Raw genomic sequence first — 26,468 nt, forward strand, 5'->3', positions numbered from 1 at the left:
CTGTTCCCGGCGGGATTTCTATTTCTCAACGCACGCAGATCCCGCGGCCAGCCGTGTCACCGCACGATGCCATAAAGCTCCTCGTCCTGCCGCGTTAATTGGCAAACTGGTGCCGTTTTCAGCCAGTTGAAAATGGCCGGCGGCGTCCACCAGATGAGGGCTGTGCCGTCATCCGAAGCGGTGATGATCCTGCTTTCCTCCGGCGAGAAGGCCGCAACATTGACTTTGAGCGCATGTTTGCCATAGTGCGCCAGCACTTCACCGTGCAAATTCCACAACCGGGCGCTGGTATCAACCGAGGCTGTGAGCACCTGCCTGCCGTCGGAAGAGAACACCAATGACGTGACCGCATACTTGTGCGCAAAACTGGCCTGCAGATTCGCGTGCTCATCCCACAGCTTGACGCTACTGCCGGCCGTTGCCAGCAAACGGCCATCGGGCGCAAACGCGACCACCCGCACCTTCTCCCGCTGCCGGAGCACCTTTGCAGCAGCCGAGCCGTCGGTGCGCCACAGTCTGGCGGTGCTGTCGGCGCAACCGGTCAGCAGCCACTTGCCCTCCGGTGAAAAAGCCGCAGCCAAAACTTCATCCTCGTGTTTGAAAACCCTGACCGCGCCGCCATTCGCGGACCACAAGGTGGCGGCACTGTCGGACGCAACGGTGAGAATATGGCGGCCATCCGGCGCGAACATGGCGTTTAGGACCTCGCCGTGAGGAGAAAAAGTCGTGAGCAAAGTGCCGTCTGGCGTCCACAATCTCGCCGTGCTGTCGCGTGCGGCAGTCAAAATCCGGCTGCCATTGTCGGGCGAAAAAACGGCGGTTTCCACCGCGCCCCGATGCGGCAGGCTCACCACGCGCCTTTCTTCGAACAACCACAACCGTGCTCTGCCATCCCGGCAAGCAGTGAGAATGCGTTTTCCATCCGGCGAAAAGGCCGCTGCGTTCACCACCTCCTCATGCGCCAGACTGTCGATCAGCAGGCCGTGCTCATCCCAAAGCCGCGCAACGCCGTCATACGAAGCCGTGACGATGCGCCTGCCGTCCGGTGAGAAGCTCGCAGCCGTGACGCCCAGACCCTGTTGAGTCAGCCGATGCACGAATCGCTGCGAGAGATCCCACAGCTTGGCAGTGTGATCATTGGCCGCCGTGAGCATCTGCCTGCCGTCCGGCGAGAACACCGCCTGATTCACTTCGCCGTTGTAGGTGAAGGCATTGAGGAAATTGCCCTGCTCATTCCAAAACCGGATGGTGCTGAGACTATCGACCGTGATCGTCAACAGGCGCTTGCCGTCGGGTGCCAGGGCGGCCGCCACCACGCTGCTGTCGAGATGGCGCAACACCTTTCCTTCGCCATCCAGCAATCTGGCCCTGCCCTCCGATGAAATCGTCACCACGCGTTGGCGATTGGCGGCCGGGATTACCCGGTAAATCTGCTCCTCCTGCTGCAGGCGTTGCAGGAGCGCGCGAAAGTCTTCATCCTCGCTGCCGGTAAACGATTTCAAAATGCGCGTGCCGTCAGTCGAGAAATTCGACAGATCAGCCGGCTGGCCGGAGAGCAAAGAATCGCGATCGACGAGCCGGCCCTCCAACTCCCACAAACTGAGCACGGCATTCGCCAGCGTCAAAATCTGTCTGCCATTCGGCGAAAAAGCCGCGGCTTTGACTTCATAGCCTTCGTGATCGAAGCTCTGTCTCAGATTCCCGCGCTGATCCCACAGTTTGGCGAATCCGTCCTCGGCGGCGGTGAGAACCTGGGTGCCGTCCGGAGAGAACACCGCGGTGTTGACGTGCTCGGCATGGGTGAAACGTGCGGCATAGAACGGCTGCCGGTCTTGCGAGTGAAAGATTTCGCTCAATGTGCGCGCCACCAATGGCGGAGATTGCGTTCCCAGAATCGCGTAGGCCGCTGCGGCCAGGCGCAATGCCCTGGTGTTGTCCGCGCGGAACAGATCGCGGGCGCTGAAAGCCAGTTGATTGGCCTGGGCGCGTTGGTAGTTTCGTTCCGATACCCGCCACTGCCAGCCGGCGAGCAGGGCAAACAGCAAAATGCACACGGCAAGCACATTGCGGACGATGCGATTGCGCTTGCGTTCTCTTTCCCGTTGTGCCTTGCGTGCGCGGCTGATCTGCAACAAGCGTTCTTCATCAGCATCCAACTGCCGCATGCCCGCCCGGCCCTGCTCCACCATCTCCAGGTCGGTGTCATTCAGCCAGATGTCCTTTTGCCTGGCGCGAAACTCCTCGATCCGGCTGTGCAAGATGCGCGCGGCCTGCTGGCCCGGTTTGACCGAGTTGCCGTATTCCTTGATCACCGCCGGCGCAAGCAGGGCATGCGCCAGACTGGTGCTCTGTAGCGAAACCTCGGTGAGGAGGTAGAGATCGCGGCATTTGCCGAGAAGCCGGCCAATCACCTCCTGACGGCCATGATAGATCTTCTGCAGTTGCGCAACCCGCAGACTCTGCGCATTGCCGGTCGGCGTGAGGTGCTGATAAAGCAAGTCCAACACCAATCCTGACTCCACGGCGTCCGGCTCCCAATTGCTGAGCTGTTCGAGCTGTTGCTTGAAAAACGCGCCAACCAGGCCGCCGCTCTGTTTGAGTTCCAGATACTGCCGCACCGTCAGGCGCGGCGCTTGCGCGTTCTCATTGACGGCGGCTTGCCATAACTCCGCCAGCACAATTTGCAGCATCGGCGCCAGCGGCGATTCCTCGCTTTCCAGCAGATCGTCGGCGATGAGGTCGGGCAAATTGCCGTTGTTGCTCTTTTCGATTTCGAGACGATATTGACTTTGCGTGGCCGGGTGATGCGTCACGCCCTCCACGGCTTCGACGATTCCTTCCCGCGATAGCGGTCGCAGAAACACTTCGGCAAAGGGCAGCGACAGCGCTTGCAAGGCCTCACGGACGGGAAGAGAAACCTCCTCGCGGCAACTCAAAATGAGTTTCCCGCGCGGCTGCGCCTGCGTTGGCGCGAAAACCGGTTGCACGAGCTGCAAAGAGGCGCGCAGGTGTTCCACCAGTGCGGTTTCGTTGTGCTCGCGACCGTCGGCATTTTTCTCAAGCTCATCGAGCACAAGCAGCAACGGCCGATCATTCTTCTCTTGAATGCGATGCCACAGATCCGCAAACGCCACTGTTTCGGCGCTCCGCGCCGAGAGTTTCTGCCGCTCATGTTCCAGCACCTGCCGGACGAATCCCGTGCTTGCCGTCAACGCCTCCTGCAATTCAGCGAGTTTGAGGCGAAGCTCCTCCCGCCCGCTGGATTGCACGGGTGGCAACCCGCACTCCTCACCAACTTCCTCCAGCGCTTGCGTTAGGGTGTCCGCCAGGTTTTGAGAGGAACGGCATCGCACGTACTTTATCGTGTAATCATTTTCCAGGCGCGGCCGCAGCCCGGCCTGCAGCAAAGAAGATTTGCCCACTCCGGCTTTGCCGGAGAAAAGAAGAATCGGTTGACTGCCGGCGGTGATTAGGGTATGCAGCTTGCGAATCTCCTCGCCGCGCCCAAAGAAGAGCGCCGCGTCCTCCTTCTCAAAATCTTTTACCCAAACATACGGTGCCACCGGCAGCCGGCGATAATAACTCTCCGGCAGTGGCAAGCCAAACAGCGGCTGATGGGCGGCTGCCGGCAGGTTCCACTCCTTGACGATCTCCGCGCCCGGGCGAAAGTAGATCTCCCATGGAAACCGATCACTGACTTCGGCCTGCCCCTTCCAATGCAGCGCACGGAGATTGGCCGTGCCTTTCTCGACTTTGACTTGATCCACGGCTTCCGCCCAGGCGCGATCAATCGTGAGGCCGGCGGCCAGACCGCGGTAAAAGCGCCCGGAAAGACTGGTGGCCACGGCATCGTCGATCTTCTGTGAGGTGCCGATCACCACGGGCAATCCGGCTGCGATCAGATCATGCGCCTGTTGCTGCGAACAACAGCCGTTCAAAAAGACCAACTGCAAGCCCTTCTGCCGCGCGAGAAAAGAGACCAGGCCCTCGCTGTGCGCTATGGCGTGCTCACCGGTCAGCGACTCGAGCAGGAGCTCATAGCTGTCGGCATGGCCGCCGTAGTGAAAAATGGCGATGCGATCCTGATACTCTTGAAACACGTCGAGAATGTTTTCGACCGTGGTGTTGGAGCGCTCCACTACTTCACACAGCCCGGCCTGTCGCGCCTTTTGCATGGCCTTGCGGATGCCGTCCAGCTCGAGAGGAAGATTGCGCAGATACGCACCACCATCGACGCGATCCTGCGCAAAAGCGAGAAAGATTGCGGGTTTGTCGGATCGTAGCGCTGCCATTGACTATTTGCGGCCTGTTACGGATTTGCGCCCGCTCGCTGCTTTTGCCGATCCCCGGATCTTGCTGCTTGCCTTCTTAACGACTTTCTTGTGGGCGGCTTTCTCTTTTCCAGCCTTCTTCTCTACCACTTTCTTCCTGGCAGCTTTCTGCGGACCGACTTCTCTTCTGGCAGTGCTCTTCGTCACCACCACCGCGGGGGCAAGTGCCGCTCCGCGCGGTCGTGGTGTGCGTTCCCGCTCGACCGGTGTCTCTTCCTCCAGCGCTTCCCGCCCGCGCGTGAATTCGGGCGGCAACTCGAGGTCAAGCTCGGATTCCGGCAGACGCAGGCCGCGGGTGGCCGGTACGCCCAGCGCTTGCTTGGCGCGCGTAAAGTATTTCAGCCGATCTTCGAGGCCCTTCAAGCCGCCGTTGATGCGCTTGGTAATCGCTTCGAACATTTCGCGATCGGCCAGTTCGTTCAGGCCGTTTTCCCGCCAGTACAAGCCGGCAATGCGAAACCCCACCTCCGGGGTCGCGGCTTGATCGGGATGATTGACAAGATCGAGGTTGAGCCGGCTGCCGTATTTTTGATAGTTCTCGCGCCCGGTGATTTGAATCGGACCACGGCCGCGGAAGCGCCACCCGTCGCCGCTGGCCTCGTCGCCGTTGCCGATGCGGTTGGCATAAACGTAGTTCGCCAGCTTCTCGGGATTGCGCTCATATTTCTGCGCCGTTGCCAGATCGGGGAAGCGCTTGGGCCAGGTCGCCATCAGACCCTTGGCGGAATAATTCAGATTCTCGGCAAAGATGGTCAACTCGCCGGACTCGTGGGCAATCTGCGCCAGAAATGCAGCCTCGCGCCTGGGTGTGTTTACGGCAAACTCACTCAGCGCGGTTTGCAGCGCGGGCAGAAAGGCCGCGCGCTTGGCCTCCGGCAGTTTGGGCATGATTTGTTTCAATGAATCATCGGTGACCATAATGGTTCCTTTGGGTAATGGTTTGAAAGTCCCGGCAACATGATGGTTTCGCATTTTGAACCCCGAACCGAAAACCGCGATCGCGGCCCGCGCGCATAAGGGTGGGCGGCAATCCTGCCCGGCATCACCACGCCACCGCCTTCAGCGCCTGCTGCCCGGCCGCGGAAATAAAGTAATTCAAATGATGGCAGGCCACGTTCACCCGCTTGGGCAAGGGATTGCGGCCGCCGTCGATGCCGAAAATACTCTCGACGCCAACCGCAATATCATGTGCGCTGCTGCCGAACAAAGCGTCCATCACCAGGCCCTTGCCGGCTTTGGTCAGCATTTTGGCAAAGAATTGATCCGACGGCTCCTGATAAGTTGCGATATCGCCGGCAAGAATGGTGTAGCGCACGCCGGGATCGCCGCTGCTGTTGAGCGTAGTGATGAATTCCGAAGTGGGATGCATCTGCTCCAGCGTGGGCGTGATCTTCTTCGAGCGATTGAGCGCGAACAGAATGGCGCCGTTGAACGGAATCAGCGCGGGAATGTAATTCATCGCCACGCCGGTGAGCACGTTGAAAAGCTTGCGCGCGGTATCGATCCTGCCGAAAGGCGAGCCTTGATTGGGCGTGCCGCACATCAGGAGATGATCGACCATGGTGTTGCCGCCTTCCCGCTCGATGAACCAGCGGGACACCAATCCGCCCATCGAGTGCGCCACGAGGGTGAGCTTTTTGTCGTCATGCGCGCCCAGCCCGGCGGCTTCCAACCTTTTCTTGAGATCGAGCGCCGTCTCCGCGATCGGCGTGTTGAGATTCTCATAATCGAAGGTCAGCACCAAATCGAACTGCTGATCGAGGCCGGCCAGGTGCAAACCCGTGGCCAGGTTCTCGGTGTCACCGATGATGCCGTGAACCAGCACGACGATATTCTGCGCGGCATTCACTTTTTCGGCCAGCATGCTCTTGTGCCGCGTGATGGTGCCATCCGCTCGATATTCCACCCAGCACAGTTGATTGACGTTCTGCTTGAGATAGGTTTTGAAGAAGTACAGCTTCAAGGCTTTGCCCACGCTGCGGCGGTTGTCCGGCACATCGGGAATGTGGTCGATGCTGATGTGCGTGTTGCCGTGCTCGTCCCTGACCGGATCGCCGCCGAGCAGGACGTGCTGGCCGTCGAACACCAGCGGCAGAATGCCTTCATTTTCCTGCAACGGCACATGCAACTCGACTTCCAGGGGGTCTTCCCGCAAGGCGTCAGCGTTTTGAATGTCGGTCAATTCCAGAACACTTTCGTTATCCCCGCGGGTGCCGGCAAAATTGAGCATCGCCATGCCCTGGCGTTCGAAGGCTTTGTAGAAATCCAAGATCTCACCCACTCCGCGTGTTGCTGTCCGCGCCGCGTTGAGGCTGAGATTGGCTTTGAACGAGGCGTGCGCTTTCACGACCACCTGCCCACCGGCGAGCTGGGCCGCGCGGCTGCCGATTTGATCCTGCTGACGGACGATCTTGATCTGCAGGCTCTTGGTGAACCAATCATTCTCATATTTCTTGACCGTCTTGGCGGGGCTGAAGCCGCGCGTGGCAGACAAAATCCTGCCCAACTCCAGTGCCTCCTGCGTCAACAGAAAATCATCCACTTTCTCGGTGCTGACAATCAGCTTGAAATTTTCGCTGGCGTGATTGGCCGGCTCCTCCACCCAAAACTCCACCGCCGGATCACCGCCCACTTGCAGCGTGGTATACTCCTCGCCCGGCGGCACCGGCTCGTTGCTGAAAACCTGAATGCCGTAGGCGTTGGAGAAATGCGCAAAAACCATGTGCAGGGTTTGTTGGGTGCGGTTGCGCACTTTGAACTTGCCCGGAATTTTTTGCCATTCGCCGCCGGATTTGACGTAGTCCAGCGTGATTTCACCGGCAGGATAATCGTGCTCGCCCTCCGGCAGTTTCTCGGAGAAGACAAAATCGACCAGCGCAGTGTCCATCTTGGTGCCGTGATTTTGCAACGCCCAGCTTCGCTCCCAGCGAACCACGTGTTTGATAATGGCCAACATGGTCCAGATTGCCTCTTCCGGGCGTTTGGGATTCATTGCAACGCCCTGGATCAGCAAGTCCATTTCGCGCTGTTTCAGCAACAGCTTGTCATTGTCAACCGCCAGTGCGTATAGCGTCCCCTCGGCGATCTCGGTGAGCATCGCGTTGACCGAGCCGTCCTGCGCCAGCGCATTTTGCAGCAGCTCTCTGTGCTTCTCATCTTGGGCGCAATAAATCGGCAGCGGCGGCACCGGCAGCGTGGTGATTTCCGCTTGATAGCGCGCCGCCGGATCGCCGGCGAAGCCCAGGCGCAATTCGCTCTTTTGCGGCCCGACCATGACAGTCGCAGCGCTGCCGGCAGCCCGCGTGGGCTCGTCTTCCCGGTACAATGCCAGCGCCACGCTTTTCTCCGGTTCGGTGGGCAAACCATGCAGCGCGCCCGCTTCGATCTTCCAACTGTTGCCCTCGTAGTAGACGCTATAACGCCGCGCTGCCTGCGACGCAGCCCGGCCGAGAAATCCGCTCCAGGCATTGAAATTCTCATACGCCTCGAACTGCGGATTCTGGTTGTCGGCGCGCATGCGTACCGCCGCGCGGCAGCGCACGAACAGATCGGCATAGGTGATGTCGCCGCCGCACTTGCTCAACACCTCCAGCAGCGTGTCGGTAAACACCCCGCTGCAATCCGGCGTCTCCTGCGCTTGTTGCGTGCGTTCGCAAGCCGCCAGCAGGATGTGCCGGCTGGCTGGAATGGAGAGCGACTGTTTCTTTTGCTGCAGCCTGGCGTAGTAACCCTCCACGTAGCTCTCCAAGGGCCGTTCCGCAGAAACTTCATGGGTGACACGTGGTTTCAAACCGCGAAAAGCGTCAACAGTGCGCGTGCCCGAGCCGGAATGGCAGCAATCCAAGATGACAGCCACGTGGGGATTGTTCTTTGCAAGTTCCGCCAGCAACACCGCCAGTTCCTTGTCAGCCAGATCAAATCCCCCGGGCCGGCGGCTGTCATAACACACCAGGCCTTCATCCTTGCCGGCGGGAAAGAACTCTTTGAACGCGGCTGCGGATTTCCAGCGCGCACCATGTCCGCAGTATTGCAGCACCGCCACGTCACCCTCTCCAGCTTTGCCGAGATGGCTGCGAAATTGCTTGGTGATGTTGCCACGCGTGGCTTCACTGTCCTTCAGGACTTCGATCGCAAGCCGGGCTTTGTCGAAGGTGCCGGTCAGAAAGTCTTTGAAGTGATCAACGTCATTGAGACAGCCCGCGAGCCTGCCAACCTCCGGCGCATAGTCATTGATGCCGACGAGCAGGGCGTAGATTTTTGCAGCCATCTTTTTTTCTCCAATTGGAAATGAAACAACCCTTACCTCACATACAACATTTTGCGCGTCGCTCGAAACTCGTGCCCGCCGGTGACGCTGAGACGATAGAAATAAACCCCGGAGGTCAATGCTTTCAGATCTGCCACGATCTCATAATAGCCCGGTTCGCGGGATTTGTTTTGTTCCAAAACCAAAACTTCGCGTCCCACCATATCAAAAACCTTCAAAGTCACACGGCCGGCCACCGGCAATTGATAACGAATCGTGGTGCTGGGATTGAAGGGATTGGGATAATTTTGTTCCAGCGCAAACGTCGTGGGCTCTGCCGGCAGGCCCGCCATGTTTTGCTTGACATAGAACTCATTACCAACCAGAATGGTCATGCGCCTGGAAGGATAAGCATCAAAAAGACGAACCGCCAGTGCCGTCTCCGTGCGCAGATCATGAGTGATTTTGGTGGCATCATCAACCAGCAGAACGCGCAATTCCTCGGGTACGGCTGCCACATTCGCAAAGCGGAGCTGCACCGCATGCGCCGGCTCGCCTTTGACGGCAATTTCCCAGCGCTGGCCATCGCCTGCAATCCCGCGAAAGTCGGCAGTCAACTCCGCCGGTTCGTTCCACTCCGGATGCGGAAAACTGAGTCCGATGCCCTCCGGCAGGAAAGGCGGCTCGTGCCAGTCAAAATTATCCAGATCATCTTTCGCCTCTTTTCTCACACCGAAGTAGTTGACGGCATCACTAGATTCACCGCTGGCGGCGGTGATTTGAATCGACCATTCGCCTTCAGCAAGCTCTGTTGTCGCAATGCCGGTTTTGGCAACATTGCGCGCGTAAGGCTCTTTGTCATTGGCAAAAACAATCGTGTCGGCTTCACTCGTGCGAATGAACAAGCCGCCCCAGGGTTCCAATGCAAGTTCGGGTTCAGTAGCCGGATTTCGCCACTGGCCGTCATAGCTCCACACCTGCACTTCTGTGCCGTGATTGCTCAACAACGTTCCTTTGCGTTTCAACTTCAATTGACTCAACTCAAGGCGTGTGTTGTAGGGATTGCCGATGAGTGTCCAATCGCTTCCGCGCAATTGCCAGCCGGAAATGTTGCCGAGCACGCCGTCTGCGGTTTTTGTTGTAGCGCCGGAAATGGCATTCGTCAAGCTGCCGCCGTCGCGGCGAATCATGAAATACCCCGCGCCGGTTTGCATTTGAATATTCTCGCCCTCCTGCCATTGCTTGTTTCCTGAATACGCATAGCAGCGCCAGTCGCCGCGCCGGCCGTACTTGCCCAAGTCGCTAAAAACATTCTTGGCTTGAGGGGAATCCGGCAAATCCAGCGGAATCGAAACGATGCGATACGCCGCGCCGCCGGTGCCGCTCGGCAGGCTGCGCGAGTTGCCCAGCGCGCCGGGAGTCACGGCTACGGCAATCGAGAAGAAATCAAGCGCACCGTTTTGCAGCGTTGCTTCATTACCGGCCAAATCCGTTGCGGAAATGCGATAGTCGATGTTGCGGTTATTGACCCAAACGTCCGCGATGGCAGCCGCCTCGCCGGCAAACATGACCCGGCGAATGTTGGGATTCCACGTCTCGCCGGCGCGCCGAAACAGCAACTCTGCGCTTTGCGGATTGCTATCGATGATTTGTTGCGTGATCAAAACTTCGTTGCCGATTCTCGCGTTCTGCGGCGGGTGATGCTCGGCAAAGTCCGGCGCTTGGGTATCTCGTACAATTTGCGCGGTGAGAGTTCTGGAAAGATTCCAGGAGAGATCTCGCAGCCGGGCATGAATGGTTTTGGCGCCATCGCCTGCGAGAGGATGATTCAAGACCTGGCTGAAGACCTGCCATTCTGCCGCGGCAAAAGTGGAATCTGACGAAACCTGCATGAATTCGGCATTATCGCGTGCTGTGCCGGGATCATCGTCCGCGAACAGGACGAGGCGCGCTTCGTTGGCGTTGGTGAATCTTTTTCCGTTGAATTCTCGCGCGCCTTCAATGCCCAGCTCCCGGAGGCGCGGCGGGATGAAATCCAATTCCTGAAAATAAAGTCCCAAGTCCGTGGCGGCATAAAGCCGGTTGAAGGTGGGAACAAACTCAAAACTCCGCGCCTCGCTGATGAAATCGATGCCCGTCTCCAGAGGCGTCCAATGGATGCCGCCATCAATGCTGCGAAAGACGCCGCTACCGCGTGTGCCGGCGATCAGCGTGCTGTCATTCAAGCGAAAGAGAGAGATCACCGTCCGGCCTTGCAGCGGCGGCTCTGCCGGGCTCCAGCTTGTGCCGCCATCATCGCTGTAAAAAACGCCGTTGTCGGCGCCGGCATGAAGCCGCCGACCTGCTTGCAACAGTGCATGAACCGTCACATTGTTCAGAGCCGTCGGCTGCCAATTCTCACCGTCAGTGCTAAAGAAAACCCCGTTTTCAAACGTGCCGGCAAATGCGGTATCATTTGCAACCAGAAGCGCCGCAACACGGCCGGAAAATCGCGCTGGCTGCCAGGATACTCCGGCGTCATCACTGAAAAAGATTCCAGCATCTGTGACCAGACGCTTGACATAGCCGGCCAACAGGCGGCTGCCCTTGCTGGCGAGCAACTCGACGTCCACGAAGTTTTCCTGCGGGCTGGCCCACTGCCAGTTGTCGCCCAGGTCGTCGCTGAAGAAGATGCCATGCCGCGTGCCGGCGAGAACGCGGTTCCCTTGCACGAGCAAGACATGCGGAGAGAAGGCGAAAATCGACGGATAGGGTGGCAACTCCGTCCAGTCAACGCCATTGTTGGTGCTCCTGTAACAGCCAGACCCGCAGGCCAGGAAGGCGCCGTCCTTTTCAACGAGATCATTCACCGGTCGCAGCAGAGCCGCTTGATTCCACCGCAGGCCGCCATCGACGCTGCGAAACAGTCCGTGCTCACCATAGGCAAGAATGAAGTTGAGCCCGGCGTCGATCCACGCCTGCTTGAGGTTGGGCCGCAATCCCAGTCCGGTACTGGCGTCGAACCAATTCTTGCTGTCATCGGTGCTGCGCAAGATGCCGAGATGAACTGTGCCGGCATAAAGGCCGCCGCGCGCTTCAGTCAATGCCGTCAAGCGGGAGTCGAATTTGGCAGCGGCGAGCCAGTTGGCTCCTCCATCAGTACTCTGCCAGAGTGTGGTTGTCAAGAACTCGTCGGTGGCCGCAAGCAGTTTCCCGCCGCGCAGATTGCTGAGATGATGGGCAAAGGGCAGGGCGGCATGCTCCCATGTGTCACCCTTGTCACGGCTGCGCCAGATGCCAGTGTAGGACAGCGCCAGCAACGTTTCCTGGTGCCACAGCAAGGACGTCACTGCGAATTCGAAACTGGAGTCGGGCGGCGTCCAGCTCAGTCCGTGATCCCGGCTGCGCCACACGCCGCGGCCGGTACCGAGATAGAGCACGCCCTCATCTCCTGCCAGCAGCGTTTGGAGGAAACCTTCTTCTCTGGGCAATTGGCATTGATTCCATTGCCTGCCGCCATCGCTGCTGAAGACGAGTTCGCTGATGCCCTCGCCCACATCCAGGATGACAAACAGCCGGCCATCTATTTCATACAAGCCGTTTACGACTGCTCCTGCAAACGCGACTCGCGACCATTGCCGACCGCCATCCGTGCTGCGCCACAGGCCATTGCCGGGGAGATAGGCGCCGGCATAGAGCGTATCATCGACGGCCAACAAAACTGTGACAAGAGCGGAATCCATTGGAGGGTTGGCCGACAGCCAGTTCCTGCCGTCATCGGCGCTGTGAAAAACACCCGTGTCAGAGGTGCCGGCATACAACGTATCGCTTTCTCCCTTGCGAATCATCGTGACGATATTTTTATCGACAATGGGTGGATTACCGGGCAGCCAGTTCAGACCAAAATCAGCGCTGCGATATACACCATGATTGGTCCCGGCGAGGAGGACGCTTGGCCTGCGGGGATTTGTCAAGATCAAACTCACGGCAGGCCGGACGTCGCTGGTAAAAGTAACCCATTTTCCCGGCGGCGTTTCGTCCAAAGGCGTCTGCGCCGGGAGGCTTTTTGTAATGATGATCAAAGCCAAGAAGGCCAGTGTTTGGGCGGCTGAACTGAATTTGCTTGCGCTCATTTTATGCCTTCCTTGAGAACGTAGCGCAACATTCATGTTGCGCGATGCTTTTCTTCTCAACATAAATGTTGAGCTACGGAAAAGCATATCACTTTACCAAAAGCATCTTTTTCACCGCTTGAAATTTTTGCCCGCCGGCAACGCTGATGCGATAAAAATACACGCCCGAACCCATCGCACTCATGTCCACCGCCATTTCATAATAACCCGGCTCGCGAGATTTGTTCTCTTCCAATACTAAAACTTCCCGTCCCATCATATCAAAAATTTTCAGAGTCACTTGCCCTGCTGCTGGAAGTTGGTAGCGAATCGTGGTGCTGGGGTTGAAGGGATTGGGATAATTCTGATGCAGCGCAAAAGCCGTGGGCACAGCCAGCATGCCTTCAGTGTGTTTGTTGATGAAAAAATCATTACCGGCGATGATCGCGAGCATTTTAACGCCGGATTCAGGAATGCGAATCGTTGAAGCGAATTCTTTGCGGAGATTGCGCACAATTTTCGTTGTCTCATCCACCAGCAGAATTTGCCAATCTTGCGGAACGGTTTCGATATGCGCAAAGCTGAGTTGCACGGCATGCGTCGCTTCGCCTTTGACGGCGATTTCCCAGCGCTGGCCCTCGCTTTCCATCCCACGAAAGTCCGCGGTTAATTCAACCGGAGAATTCCACGCCGCATGCGGAAAGCTGAATCCGATGCCTTCCAGCAGGAGCTGCCAGGCAATTTCGCCTTCCACCTCGCTGTGAAAAATTCCATTGTGCTACACCCCAACGAAAGAGGCGTCCCTGCGCCCCCAGCAACGGACGACATTCGCCTGCCGCGGCGTGGCGGCGGGCGCCCATGCAAGTCTGGCGTCACTGCTGCGATAGAGCGCGCCATTAGATTCGGCAAAAACGAAAGTCGGTTTTTTCGGATCTGTATAGAGCGAACCAATCGATACCTTGCTCTCTCCCGGCCCGTAGGTTCTCCAGACGTCATCACGGTTCTCGAACTGAGCCGATGCTGGCTGGTTGAGCGCCAGGGAGATTACGAAAGCGCTGCAGATTAAGAAAAGGCGCATTTTTTTCATGAGCTTCTCCTGTGAAAAACGTAAAACGTGATACATCATACATGATACCTAAACGTGTCTTACGCGTTACGTTTTACTCATCACGTTTTTACTTCACAAATATCATCTTCTTCGTCGCTTGAAAATTTTTCTCGCCGGCAACGGCAATTCGATAAAAATACACCCCGGAGCCAAGCGCGCTCATATTCGCTACCATTTCATAATAACCCGGCCGCGCGTTGAGGCTATTTCTACTGCCCGCTCGGCAACGCCGGCACCTCCGCCAGCGCCGGCGGCGGTTTCAGGGCGTTGTAGAGAATCGCGCCGGTTGCTGTCAGTGCCGTGGCGCCCGCCGGCAACAGCCAATTTTTGTTTTTCGCCCAATACGACGGCACTTCGAGAAACTGCCATTTTTCTTTGAATTCGATTTTGCCGAGTTTCTCGCCAAGATATTTCAAAACGGTTTCGACATTGTTGGCCGTGGAGAAGCTGCCTGCTTGCAGCTCGGTTTTGAGATTGAGGCCCACCACCTCGCCGTTCTTATTGAACAATGGGCCGCCGCTGTCACCGCTCTCCAGCGAGAGATCGGTTTGAATGAACTGGCCCTCCAAATTCTCGCCGCGAATGTAGCCGGTTTTGGATTGAAAATAATCGCCGACCTGTTGTGAGCGGCCGACGCTGGCAATGGCTTCGGTCGAATCCGCAAAACCCTTTTTGAGCTTTTGAAAATCTTTCGCGCTCCAGAAGAACACCGGTTTGACCGGCGGGCAATTTTCTGCAACAACGACGATGGCGAGATCCAGTGTGGCATCTTGACTGCCCGGCAAAGGTTGGCCGATGATGCCGCTTTCCTCATAGCCGGCAATTTCGACGCTGAACTCACTCTCGCCTTCAATCACGTGATGCGCGGTCAGGAAATAGCCGGCGTTTTGTTTGTCGCGGCCAATAAAAAAGCCGGCGCCGGGCTTGCCGGTTTCGAGCGTGGCGGTGCTGGCACGGACTTTTTCGATGGCATACTGCGAAGGGAAAACCTCGTTCCAGGTGGGAAAAAGATCCAATTTCTCCGCGGCGAACGTGTGCGCCGCGAATTGCAACAACTCGGAGATGACAATCGCGTGATGCGTGCCATCGGCATTCTGGCGCGCAATCAGGCCGAGGACTTTGCCTTCGCCGTCGAAAACCGGCATCCCCGCAAGCGTCCCGGCCGCAAGGCCGGAGACGGTGAAGGCTTTGTCGTCATCTTGAAACGCAACGAGGCTGGCGCGCTGCAAATCCTGGAGCGATTGCGCATTTCCCAGTGTCCATAAAGGCGTGCTTTGCGCTCTGCGCAGATCAGGGTGTTTGGTGATGGGGATTAAATCTTTCGTTGACGTTTTGATGCGATAAAGCGCGACGCCCAGATTATCGTCTGCCCGCAAGCGTTCGGCCTCGTATTCTTTCGTCTTGCCGTCCAGCGCGGTGAAGCGAACCTTGACCTCGAGTCCGACCGCAAGCTGATTGAGCGCCAACAGATAAATGAATTGCTTGCTGCGCGCACCAGCAAGGTAAAGTCCAAAGGAAAAATTCCGGCCGTCGCTCAACAGCGCGAAGCTGTCTTTGATTTTGGGGAGAATCTCCGCGGCTTTTTTTTCTTGTGTCAAAGCCGGGGGCAGATGTGTTAAGAGAAAAAAAGACGCAAGCAGAATGATTTTCTTGGGCATGATCGTTCTCCTCATGTCTGGTTGGCTGGCAAACTCAGGGATCCAGCATGAAGCAAATAAATGAAGCCGATCTTTATCCCGCGGATAGAAACAACCCTACGGATGATGAAAAGCTTCTTATCAGTTGGGTTGTTTCAATCAGTTGGACAAATTCTTTTGAAACGCATTCTTGCAATTTCGCGCTTTAGAACAGATGAATGTTGTAACTAAACTCCCGGCCGCCGTGTTCTTTCACTTTCAAAAGCAACGTCTTGGCGTTCGCGGCAATGGGCAGTTCCACCGCAAACGGCGTGTCGGAAACAAGTTTCTGATTCTCCCAGACCTTGTCCGGCTTGTTGGGATCAGCGGAAAAGAGCGACACCGTCACTGTCATGTTTTTGTCGGGAACCAGCTTGCCTTTGGCAACCAGCTTCTTGCTGGCAGCATCGGGTTTGTGAAAGCAAATCGGGAAGTAAATGTCCTGCGTGCCTTTGCGCGCCGTGGCAATGCCGTCGAGCTGGTCGGGCGGCAGGCCGATCTCATTCAAGATCTTCGCAGGCCAGGTGAAGACGTTCCAATCCTTGCCAAAAGCGGGATTCCTCGGCTCCATGAAATACTCTTTGGCCAGACTGAAGATTGCGAGTTTAATATCATTCGTCGCCGTCGAGAAGAAGTGCACGGCGACTTTTTCACCCGCCGTGGTCGCGGCTTGTCCATCGCCGAGCACGAGGGAGCTCAACGTCACGGTGCCAGAGACGGGTTTCCATTTCTTGGTTTTGATGCCTTCGAAGCGGTTGCCATCGCGCAGCTTGTAGAGATGCTCGCGTTTGACCTGCGCCTGGGTGGCGCTGCTGCAAAACATGATCGCACACCAGATCGCCAGACTGAAGGCTCTTGCGGCGGTAACAGGGAGAAATGATTTCATCGCTTGCCTCGGTTTGTCAATAAAACGATGGGGATTCCCAACGGATTGAAGCAACCCAGCGGATAAAGAATAGATGGATTCAAGCGGATCGGACACCTCGAATTTCCAGTGCGGTTTTGCCAAAGTTGACGATGATGCCGACTTTCAACTTCAATGCCTTCAAACAGGACTGTATCTTGGCGATGTCATAGAAATCAATTGTATCGGTGAGAGCTTTGATGTCACAGATCATGCGATTCCCGATCAAGAGCGGCTTCATCTTGAACACACCAATGGATTCTCCTTCGTAGCTTATTTTGATTGGATAGCGGTTCTGAAATTTGATTTGCTGAAACTCGAGCTCCGCCTCGACGAGTTTCCGGCAGGTTATTTCGTCATAACCCAACCCGTGAATCTCGGATACGTTCAGGACGGCATCACGCAGTTTCGCCAGAGTGGCTCTCTCCTGCTGGGACAGGCCGTCTCGAACGTAGTCAAAATTCTCACGAACAGTCCGCGCCTTTTCTGTAAAAGGAATCCGCTCGATTTGCACTTTCTGCAATCCAAAGTTTACCAACAATCCCAATCTCATTTGCCAGAGCTTCAATTCGGAAATGATTTGCACATAGTTGGCTCTAAGGAACTTGGCTTGCAACGCTTTCAACTCCAAAATGATTTTGTCGGACACGATCAGATCTGCCTTGAATTCCCTCACTTTGCGATCCCGGTGCATAAGAATTTTTCGTGCCTCTGAAAGATATGTGATCCCTTTCCTGCCCAGACGGCGCTCGAGTGCCTTATGATAGGCGTTTTCATCATAGCCAACGCCGAGAGAATTGTGCACGTCAAAAGAACATCCAATAAGCTCATGCGTCAAGTCTTCATAAATAAGCGCCATGTTCTTCCCCTCCAATCTTTGCTTTTCATCAGCCGGGTTGTTTCAATCCGTTGGCCCAAGCTTTTTGCTTTTCATCCGCTGGGTTGTTTCAATCCGTTGGCCCAATTCTTCAACGGACTGCTCACACACGTTATGCTGTTATTCAAATTCGCGCATTCAATAAACCTCCGCGGTTTTGAGCCATGCTGCAATCCCCGCCGGGGTTTGCCACAGCCGCGCCGTGCCGTCGGCGGAGGCCGTGATGATTTGCCGGCCGTTGTTCGAGAAGGCCGCAGAATAGACCGGGCCTTGGTGTCGAAACGTCATCAGCGTGTCGCCGGTGATCGACCACAACCTCGCCTTGGCATCATCCGCAGCCGTGAGTACATGATGGCCGTCCGATGAAAAACGCGCGAAATACAGCCACCCTTCGTGCGGGTAAGTTGCGATCAATTTGCCGTCGGTTGACCACAAGCGGGCAAAGTTATCCCACGAAGCCGTGAGAATTCGATTGCCGTCAGGAGAAAACACAATTTTCCAGACGCGGCCTTCATGTGGCAACGTCGCCAGAAGTTTGCCCGCCAGCGACCAAAGCCGCGCGGTGTTATCTTCCGAAGCAGTCAGAACCCGGTGTCCCTCGGGCGAGAATTGCGCGGCCCAAACTTCTCCCTCATGCTGAAAGATTTTGATCTCTTTGCCTTCCCGTGACCACAAGCGGGCAGTGGAATCATCGGACGCCGTGAGCATGCGTTTGCCGTCCGGTGAGAAGAGGGCGGAATAGACCGGACCGCGATGCTGCAAGGTTGCCAACAAACCGCGTTCGGTTGACCATAATCTTGCGGTGCCATCCAACGAGGCGGTGAGAATTTGGCGGCCCTCCGGCGAGAAGACAGCGGAGTAAACCGTGCTGTCATGCTGAAACTTGGCCAACATATCGCCCGGCCCCGACCACAGCCGCGCGGTCTTGTCGCGCGAGGCCGTGAGGAGCAAGCTGCCGTCCGGCGAAAATGCAGCAGCAAGGACTTCGCCCTCGTGGCGCACGGTTGTCTGCAATTCTCCCGTTGCCGACCAGAGTTTCGCTTCAAAATCTCCCGAGGCGGTGAGCACGCGATCGCCCGCGGGAGAAAAAACCGCCACATTGACTTCACCGCGATGTTGCAGCTTGATCAAATCAGTCTCACTCGCAGGCCACAAGCGTGCGGTGTGATCACGCGAAGCGGTGAGCAGGTGGGTTTCGTCAGCCGAGAAGAGGACGGCATTCACGGCGCCCTCATGCTGCAGCGTGGCGAGCAAATCCCCCTCCTTCGACCACAGCCGGGCGGTGCTGTCGCGCGCGGCCGTGACGATGCGACTGCCATCCTGCGAACTCTGCGCGGAGAACACCGGGCCGCGATGCGCGAATGTCTGCAGCAATGTTCCGTCGGTTGACCAGATCCTCGCCGTGCCATCGTCCGAGGCCGTGAGAATCTCGCTGTCATTCGCCAGGAACGTGGCAGAATAAACCGGGCCGCGGTGCGGGAAGATCATCAACAACCGGCCGGCCGCAGACCACAAGCGTGCCGTGCCATCCTCCGAGGCGGTGAGAACGAATTCATCGTCGGCATCAGCCGCCACAGCATAGACCGGGCCTTGATGCGGAAACACGACGGCCGCGCCGGTGCGCCTTGACCAGCGCCGGGCGGTATTGTCATTGGAAGCGGAGAGAATCCAGTTTTCCTCTCCGAAAAAAACCGCTGACAACACCGCGCCTTGATGCTGAAACTCCGCATTCAATTCACCGGACTTTGACCAGAGCCGCACCGAACCATCCTCCGCCGCGGTCAGCACTTGATTGCCGTCTCGTGAAAACTGCACGGCAGTTACATTGCCGGCGTGCGAATAAAGACGCAAGCTGTCACCATTCGTCCTCCATAAGCGCGCGGTGGCATCATCCGATGCCGTTAGAATTTCACCGCCCGACGGCGAGAAAACCGCGGCGTTGACTTCTGCTGCATGCGGAAATTTCGCCAGCAATGCGCCGCTCTTCGACCACAGCCGGGCGGTATCATCACGGCAAGTCGTGAGAATTTGATGGCCATCGGGTGAGAAAACCGCGGTGGTCACTTCGCTGCCGTGCCACAGGCGGCCAGCGTAGAACTGCCGCTGCTCGAAGCGGGTTTGATAGAATATTTTCAGCAGCGCTTTTTCCGCGGAGATGGTGGGATGCAACCCATACGCGGCTGCGGCGAGACGCAGTGCTTGCGTGCGGTCACTTTGGGACCTCTCGCCGGCTTCTTTGGCGAGCAGATTGCTTTGCGCCACTGTGGCCTGCAACTCGGCGCGATTTTTTTGCTTCACGCTCTCCTGCCACTGCCACAAGGCGAATGCGGCAAACAGCGCAATGGCCGCCACCAGCACGCGGCGAATCAGGCGATTACGCCGGCGCTCGCGTTCCAGCTCTTCGCGACGGCGGCGGCTGAGGTCAAGCAGCCTTCTTTCATTCGGTGAAAGACTGCGCATGCCCGGCAATCCCTGCTCGACGATGTGCAAATCCATTTCATCCAGCCAGACCTTGTCGTCCGGGGCGCGGATTTCGCGAATCTTGTTGCTCAGAATGCGCGCGGCGCGCTGCCCGGGTTTGTCAGAGGTGTTGTATTGATTGACCACGACGTCGGCGAGCGTATCGTGCGTCAAGCTGGTCGTTTCCTGGCCCTGTTGTGTTTCCGTCAACAAGTAAAGCTCCTTGCATTTGGCAAGCAGGGCTTCAATCGTTTCCTGGCGATGTTCATAGGTTCGGCGCAAAGTCTCCAGCGAGCGGATATCCGCAGTGCCGTGGCTGGAAGTATGAAAATAGAGAACATCCAACGCCAGACCGGAATCGACCACCTCCTGCTGCCAGCGGCGCAATTCCTTCATCTGCTGCTCGAAAAACTCCCCCATTGCAATGCCTTCCTTCTTGAGCTGCTGATACTGCGCTACGGAAAAATGCGGCGCTTCCGCATTTTCACTGCGGGCGGTGTTCCACAACTTGGTCAATACGATTTGCAACACGGGCGCCACCGGCGAATCTTTATCTTCCAAAAGATCATCGGCGAGCATGACCGGCAATTCCTCATCGACGGTGAGATGGTAGCGCTTTTGCAACGCCGGCGTTTGCGTCACGCCGCGAAAGATATCGAGAATATCCTTGCGATTGAGCGTTTCCAAAAACACGGTGGAGCGCGGCAGCAAAAACGTACGAAAGCGCGCCTCGATCTCGGCATGATATTCTTTGCGATAACTCAAGATCATCTTGCCTTTGGGCCGCAGCGCCGGCGAGCTGAAAATGATGCGCAGCGCCAGCATGAAATCATCCAGTTCGTCGGGAAGATTCGGATTGGGCCGGGTGAAATGTTCTTCCACCTGATCGAGAATCACCAGCAGCGGCTTGTTCGTGTGCGCCTCGATCACCAGCCATTTTTCCAGGAAGGTCAGAATATCCTCGTCAATCAACACCGCGGTATCCTGCCCGACTGTTTCGGATAATGGCGTCGTCAACGTCTGCTGCGCCTGCGCATCAGTTTTGAAAACCTGTAAGCGCGCAATAAACGTTTCGATTTCCTGCTTCACCGGCTCCGGTGAGGTTGCGGCGGCCGCTTCAAGCTCGCGAATGATTTTATCAATGATTTGACCGGGTTGTGCGTCCGCGGCCCCAGCGGGTTGCGCCTCGCTCTTCTCCGGCGGCAACGCAAACCCAGCCAAGTGAGGTGCCGGCGGAAGTTGGTCTTGGGGAATCCTGGCCAGCTCGCGCTGCAACACAGCGCCCAAGGTGTGCACCAGACCCTTTTGCGCATGGCGCCGCGCATAGACCACGTTGTATTCCGTCTCCAATCGCGGAAAGAGGCCGGCCTCCAGCAATGAAGATTTGCCCACGCCCGACTGACCATACAGCAGGATGAGGGGATCAGCATGCGGATCGTTCACCCGATTACACAGTGCGCGAACATAATAGGAACGGCCAAAAAAGATTTCCGCATGCGGCCGTTCGTAGCGCCGCAGAAACAGAAACGGCGCATCCGGCAGATCATGGGTTTTGGGTATCTCCGGCAGGCCAAAGAGGGGATTGCCCACGGCTTCCGGCAGGCTCCACTCCTTGATTTGCTCCGCGCCGTTGCGATAGTAGATCTCCCACGGGAAGCGATCGGAAGTTTCCGCATGGCCCTGCCAGTGCAGCGCACGAGTACTGCTGGCGCCTTTCTCAATCTTGATTTGATCGACGGCCTCGACCCAGGCGCGATCAATTCCAAGTCCGGCGGCCAGGCCTTGATAGAAACGCACCGACAATTTGGTGGCAACGCCGTCATCGATTTTCTGTGACGTGCCAATCACGGCCGGCAATCCCGCTGCGATCAAATCTAGCGCTTGCTGCTGCGAGCAGCAGCCATTCAAGAAAATGAGTTGCAGGCCTTTTTGCCTGGCAAGAAACGAAACCAGGCCTTCACTATGCGCCGTTACGTGCTCACCGTTCAGCGATTCCAGTAGCAGCTCGTAGCTGTTGGCGTGGCCGCCGTAATGAAAAACGGCGAGGCGATCCTGATATTCCTGAAACACATCCAGAATATGCTCGACCGTGGTATTGGAGCGCTCGACCACATCGCACAGTCCGGCCTGCCGGGCTTTTTGCAGGGCCTTGCGAATGCCGTCCAGCTCGAGGGGCAGGTTGCGCAAATAGGCGCCGCCTTCGGTGCGGTCTTGGGCAAAGGCGAGAAAGATGACCGGCTTCGCGGGGGATTCGATCATGAGGTTGTTCCGCTGGACTGAACCAGTAGGGCTGGAATTACCATTGCGCGGCGGAGCGCGCCATCTACCGGCCCTCTTGGAGAAAATGTTGGTATCTCTCCAACGACTGGCCTTTTTCTTTTCTTCCCCTGGTTCCGGGTTGATCTTTGGGGGTGGCAGACCCCGGCTTTGGGATGGGACACTATAATAAATCCTGCAAGAATATGCAAACGCATCGCAAAAAAATCGCTGCGCCACAAAACGGCCGTCCGAGACTGACACTACGCCATGAGTCGCTCGAAGTCAAAATAGAATTCTCAAATTTCCACAGGCCTTACCATTTGGGATAAGACGATTACACCTGCAGCCGGTGTGATTTCCGCATTACCTGAAAAAAGCCCCTGGCAAGACAAGGTGAAAGACGAATGGTCTGTTACCTAAATTCGTGGAAGTGGCCTCGCGAGATGTCATTCAGCCGAATCCCATGAAATATTCGTACTGTGCTCAAGTCTCCACAGTATCCTTGCAGGATGACAATCAGAGCAGATCTGTTTTTCATGGCAACAGTGCACCAGTTTGGGGCGGTGACCTGCTCCGTATCACAGCGAGGTTTTGAGTCAAGGTTTTCAATCACTGTTGTCTGCGCGATTTTCGATATTCTCATTGAAGAGGATTGGCAGTCACGCCCGACTCGGCTCTGAATGGTTTTGCCTGGAGTTTTTCGCAATGTCGCCCTAGAGCTTCAGTTTTCACTGATTTGATAACAAGTGGAGAGCCTCTGGTCGAATTCCATCGCCAGACAAGCAGCCCCAAGGCGTGAAATGCAAAAGCGAAGGGTAACGATCGGGAATGGAAAAAACGTCCTTGCCTGCCGGCGGCGCGCCTGTGAGGAGGGATTGACAGCCACGTTTCCGCCGCTTGTTACGCTTCATTCCAAAACCACGCCATTTCATTGCAATGAAACGTTACGCGCTGTATGCGTCGCGCGTGGCAAGACTGAGGCTTGCACCGATAACTCAAACATCAACATGCACCGCCGGCAGGTGCAACTGCGCCGTGCGCGTTGGCATCGCGGTTGCTTTGAGAACGGGCGTGAACCACGAAACCCGAGGACGCCATGATTGCCTATCCCAAACTCGCCGAGCAGGAAGCCGATACCCGCCGCCCGGGAAACCGCGAGCAGCGCATTGCTTACGTGGTGACACGGTTTCCCAAGTTGTCGGAAACCTTTGTTGCGCGCGAAGTGCTGGCCTTGCAGCAGCACGGCGCAGTTGTCGAGTGCTTTTCGATTCACCGGCCGTTGCCGGAGCCGCTGCCGGCTGACATGCAGGAATTGGCCGAGCACACCACCTATCTCTGGCCACCGCAGCCGCTGGCTTTGCTGGCGGCGATCGCCGGTTTCCTCAGCCGCACGCCCACCCGTTTCCTGCAAACGCTGGCGCTGTTTTGGCGGCAGGCGCCGGCTACGTTTGCCGGACGCAAGCGTTTCCTGCTGCACTTTTTTGAGGACGTCTATTTGGCGCATTTGTGCCGGCAGTGCGGCGTGCGCTATCTGCATGCGCATTTCGCCAACGAGCCTTCCAGCGTGGCCATGGCGGCCAGTGCACTCAGCGGCATTCCCTTTGGCTTCACCAGCCATGCGCAGGACATCTATTCCGATCCGCTCATGCTGGAGCTGAAAATCGCGGCAGCGGCCCTGCCCCTCACCATCTCGGATTACAATCGCAAGCACCTGCTCGCGAACTATGAGGTGGCATATCCCGCCAAGCTGCGCGTACAGCGCGTGGCCGTGGACGTGACGCAATTCACTCCGGCGGCGGCTGCCAAGCCCAGCCTGCGGCCGCCGTTGGTGGTGGCGATCGGCCGGTTGGTCGCGAAAAAGGGATTCATTCATCTGGTGCGGGCCTGCAGCCGGCTGGCGCAGTCGGGCGTCAATTTCCGGTGTTGGATCGTCGGCGAGGGGCCGGAACGCGCGGCGTTGCAGGCGGAGATTGCAGCGTTCGGACTGCAGTCGCGCATTCGCCTGCTGGGCGCGCAACCCAACGTGCGCAAGTTTCTCGAACGCGCGGAAGTCTTCGTGATGCCCTGCGTGCAGGATGCCGATGGCGATCGCGACGGCATTCCCACCACGCTGATGGAAGCGATGGCGATGCGTGTGCCGGTCATCTCCACCGATCTCTCCGGCATTCCGGAATTGGTGCAGCACGAGGCCACCGGTTTGCTCGCGCCCCCGGAGGATCCGGAAGCGCTGGCGCGCGCCATGGCGCGGTTGCTGGCAGACGAGTCCTTGCGCGCGCGGCTTGCTGCCGCCGGCTGGCGCTGGATCGAGCAATATCACAATCTGGAAATCAACAGCCGGCGTTTGTGGCAATGGATTCAACTCCGCATGCTAAACGCCGAAGCGGAAGAAGGCAGCCGCGGGCCGCATCATCCTGCCGGCGCGGTGTCAACGGCCGCGCGGCCCGACCGCCGGCGTGCGCGACTGTTTGCCGATCAATTCCAAATCATGTTTGCCTGAGCCGCAACCGGCCGGGAAGAGTCAGAGGAGAAACAAAATGCTCGGAACCTATGCCGTCATCTCGCCGGTGCGCAACGAGGCGAAATATCTGCCGCGCACCATCGCTGCCATGGTGCAGCAGCAGCACCGTCCGCAGGAGTGGATCATTGTCGACGACGGCTCCAGCGATGACACCGTTGCCCTGGCGCAAGCTGCCGCAGCACAGCATGCCTGGATCAAAGTGGTGCGCCGCAGCGACCGCGGTTATCGCGAGCCTGGTCGGGGCGTGGTCGAAGCCTTCAACGAAGGCCTGGCGCAGTTGTCGTGCAAGACGCCCGACTTCATTTGCAAGATGGACGGTGATCTCGAGTTCGGCCCCGGCTACTTTACCACGCTGCTGCGCGAATTTGCGCAGCAGCCGCGGCTGGGCATGGCCAGCGGCACCACGTATTTGTGCGGCCCCACTGGCAAGCTGATCGCGGAAAAAGTTGCGCCCGATTTCGTCGTCGGTCCGATCAAGCTCTATCGCCGTACCTGCTTTGAAGCGATCGGCGGATTAGAGCCGCATCTCGGTTGGGACACGATCGACGTCTACCGCGCCCGCATGCACGGCTGGGAAACGGCGAATTATCCCGAGCTGATCGTCATTCATCTCCGCCAAATGGGCACCGCCAAAGGCATTGTTTGGGGCAAAATGAAAACCGGCATGGGCGATTACTATTACGGCTCGCATCCCTTGTTCGTGCTGGCGCGCTGCCTTTATCGCATGAGTGAGCCGCCTTACGGCGTCATCGGCTGCGCCATCGGCTGGGGCTATCTGCGCTCGCTGCTGCGACGCGAGGCGCACATCGCGGATCCGGAATTCATTCGGTATTTGCGTGCCGATCAGATAGCGCGTTTACGCGCCCTGTTTCTGCCCTGGAAGCGGCCGCTGCGATCACAGCAATCCCGACTGTCAGTCCAGCCGGCGTGACAGTATAAGAATGCAATTATGGAACTTCGAAAAACTGGAATTTTGGAGCGCAACATGAAAGTCGAGATTCTTGCCATCTCCGTTGATCGCGTCGGCATGGCCGAAACCCTGGCGCGTGTGGAGCAATTCATCAGCGAGCGCAAACCGCGCCTGGTGATCACCCCCAACGTCGATCATCTCATCAAAACCCGCAAGGATAGAGAGTTCAAGCGCATCTATGACAAGGCGGATTTGGCGGTGCCGGACGGGGTGCCGCTGTTGTGGGCGGCACGCTTCTTGGGTACGCCGCTGATCGAGCGCGTCAACGGCACTGACTTGTTTGAAGCACTCTGTGGCCGCGCAGCGGAGCGGGGTTACAAAGTCTTCTTTCTCGGTGCGGCACCGGGCGTGGCCGCCAAAGCCGCGGCGGTTCTGCGCCAACGTCATCCCAATCTGCAAGTGGCCGGCACCTATTCACCGCCCTTCGATTTCTTCAGTGATTTCGCGGAGAATCAGAAGATCGAAAACATGATTCGCGCCGCGCAACCCGACATTCTCTTCGTCGGGCTGGGTGCGCCCAAGCAGGAGAAGTGGATTCATCGGCATATCGCCCGGCTGGGCGTGCCGGTCAGCATCGGCATTGGCGCTTCGTTCGAGTACGTTGCGGGCCTCACGCGCCGCGCCCCACGCTGGATGCAACGCACCGGCCTGGAATGGCTGCACCGCGTGCTCGAAAGCCCGGGCCGCTATTGGAGGCGTTACCTCGTCGAAGATGCCGTCTTCTTCCCCTTGGTGGTGGCGCAGCGCGTGCGCTTGGTTTTGCACCGGCAAGTGCCGCGTCCGGCTTATTGACGCAGGCGCTCGCGGCCCTGCCGCGAGCGAGCCGGCACCTCGCTCTCAGCCTGCCCATGGGATCGCAGCAAAGCCGGACAATTGTGCCATCTGCAAACAGCTCCTTCATCGTATCCCCTCGGTGAACCACATCTTTCCTCTGGGTGAATCGCTGCGTATCTTTGCGCAAAATTCACCAGGAGGAGTCCCATGTGGTCTCGCAGACGGCGGGTGTGTCCCGCGGCGCGTCTTGCCCT

Annotated in this window: 13 protein-coding genes; 3 read left to right on the forward strand and 10 right to left on the reverse strand. The window is 57.6% G+C overall.

Going from position 1 to position 26,468, the window contains the following annotated elements:
• Window positions 1–56: 56 nt before the first annotated feature.
• From ONB52_22225 to ONB52_22270, 10 genes are all read right to left on the reverse strand, one after another.
• Window positions 57–4,292 carry an AAA family ATPase gene (locus ONB52_22225; protein ID MDZ7418851.1) on the reverse strand — a complete coding sequence of 1,412 codons (4,236 nt, stop codon included), beginning with the start codon at window positions 4,290–4,292 and terminating at the stop codon, window positions 57–59.
• 3 nt (window positions 4,293–4,295) lie between these two features.
• Window positions 4,296–5,219, reverse strand: coding sequence for a glycoside hydrolase family 19 protein (locus ONB52_22230; GenBank protein MDZ7418852.1), 924 nt, complete (start codon window positions 5,217–5,219; stop codon window positions 4,296–4,298).
• 154 nt (window positions 5,220–5,373) lie between these two features.
• Window positions 5,374–8,598, reverse strand: a complete 3,225-nt coding sequence (locus ONB52_22235) for a caspase family protein (GenBank protein MDZ7418853.1) — start codon at window positions 8,596–8,598, stop codon at window positions 5,374–5,376.
• Window positions 8,599–8,630: 32 nt separating this feature from the next.
• The gene (locus ONB52_22240) at window positions 8,631–12,530 is read right to left on the reverse strand and encodes a T9SS type A sorting domain-containing protein (GenBank protein MDZ7418854.1); all 3,900 of its coding nucleotides are present in this window, start codon (window positions 12,528–12,530) and stop codon (window positions 8,631–8,633) included.
• Between the two features lie 247 nt (window positions 12,531–12,777).
• Window positions 12,778–13,422: a T9SS type A sorting domain-containing protein gene (locus ONB52_22245; protein ID MDZ7418855.1), complete on the reverse strand. Its 645-nt coding sequence runs from the start codon at window positions 13,420–13,422 to the stop codon at window positions 12,778–12,780.
• A 24-nt stretch (window positions 13,423–13,446) separates the two neighbouring features.
• The gene (locus tag ONB52_22250) at window positions 13,447–13,755 is read right to left on the reverse strand and encodes a hypothetical protein (GenBank protein MDZ7418856.1); all 309 of its coding nucleotides are present in this window, start codon (window positions 13,753–13,755) and stop codon (window positions 13,447–13,449) included.
• 230 nt (window positions 13,756–13,985) lie between these two features.
• Window positions 13,986–15,434: a serine protease gene (locus tag ONB52_22255; GenBank protein MDZ7418857.1), complete on the reverse strand. Its 1,449-nt coding sequence runs from the start codon at window positions 15,432–15,434 to the stop codon at window positions 13,986–13,988.
• Between the two features lie 184 nt (window positions 15,435–15,618).
• A complete protein-coding gene (locus tag ONB52_22260) occupies window positions 15,619–16,338 on the reverse strand; it encodes a hypothetical protein (protein ID MDZ7418858.1) in 720 nt (239 codons plus the stop codon).
• Window positions 16,339–16,417: 79 nt separating this feature from the next.
• Window positions 16,418–17,215: a GxxExxY protein gene (locus ONB52_22265; protein ID MDZ7418859.1), complete on the reverse strand. Its 798-nt coding sequence runs from the start codon at window positions 17,213–17,215 to the stop codon at window positions 16,418–16,420.
• Window positions 17,216–17,371: 156 nt separating this feature from the next.
• Complete coding sequence (locus ONB52_22270; protein ID MDZ7418860.1) at window positions 17,372–21,952, reverse strand: AAA family ATPase; 4,581 nt, start codon at window positions 21,950–21,952, stop codon at window positions 17,372–17,374.
• Window positions 21,953–23,048: 1,096 nt separating this feature from the next.
• Here ONB52_22270 and ONB52_22275 point away from each other — a divergent pair.
• Genes ONB52_22275 through ONB52_22285 form a run of 3 tightly spaced genes read left to right on the forward strand, consistent with a single transcriptional unit; the run spans window position 23,049 to window position 26,232 of the window.
• Window positions 23,049–24,449 carry a glycosyltransferase family 4 protein gene (locus ONB52_22275; GenBank protein ID MDZ7418861.1) on the forward strand — a complete coding sequence of 467 codons (1,401 nt, stop codon included), beginning with the start codon at window positions 23,049–23,051 and terminating at the stop codon, window positions 24,447–24,449.
• 37 nt (window positions 24,450–24,486) lie between these two features.
• On the forward strand, window positions 24,487–25,401 hold the full coding sequence (locus ONB52_22280) for a glycosyltransferase family 2 protein (GenBank protein MDZ7418862.1): 915 nt from the start codon (window positions 24,487–24,489) through the stop codon (window positions 25,399–25,401).
• Window positions 25,402–25,455: 54 nt separating this feature from the next.
• Window positions 25,456–26,232, forward strand: coding sequence for a WecB/TagA/CpsF family glycosyltransferase (locus tag ONB52_22285; GenBank protein MDZ7418863.1), 777 nt, complete (start codon window positions 25,456–25,458; stop codon window positions 26,230–26,232).
• Window positions 26,233–26,468: the final 236 nt, after the last annotated feature.

The organism is candidate division KSB1 bacterium (assembly GCA_034506255.1).
GTDB classification, from domain to species: Bacteria; Zhuqueibacterota; Zhuqueibacteria; order Zhuqueibacterales; family Zhuqueibacteraceae; genus Coneutiohabitans; species Coneutiohabitans thermophilus.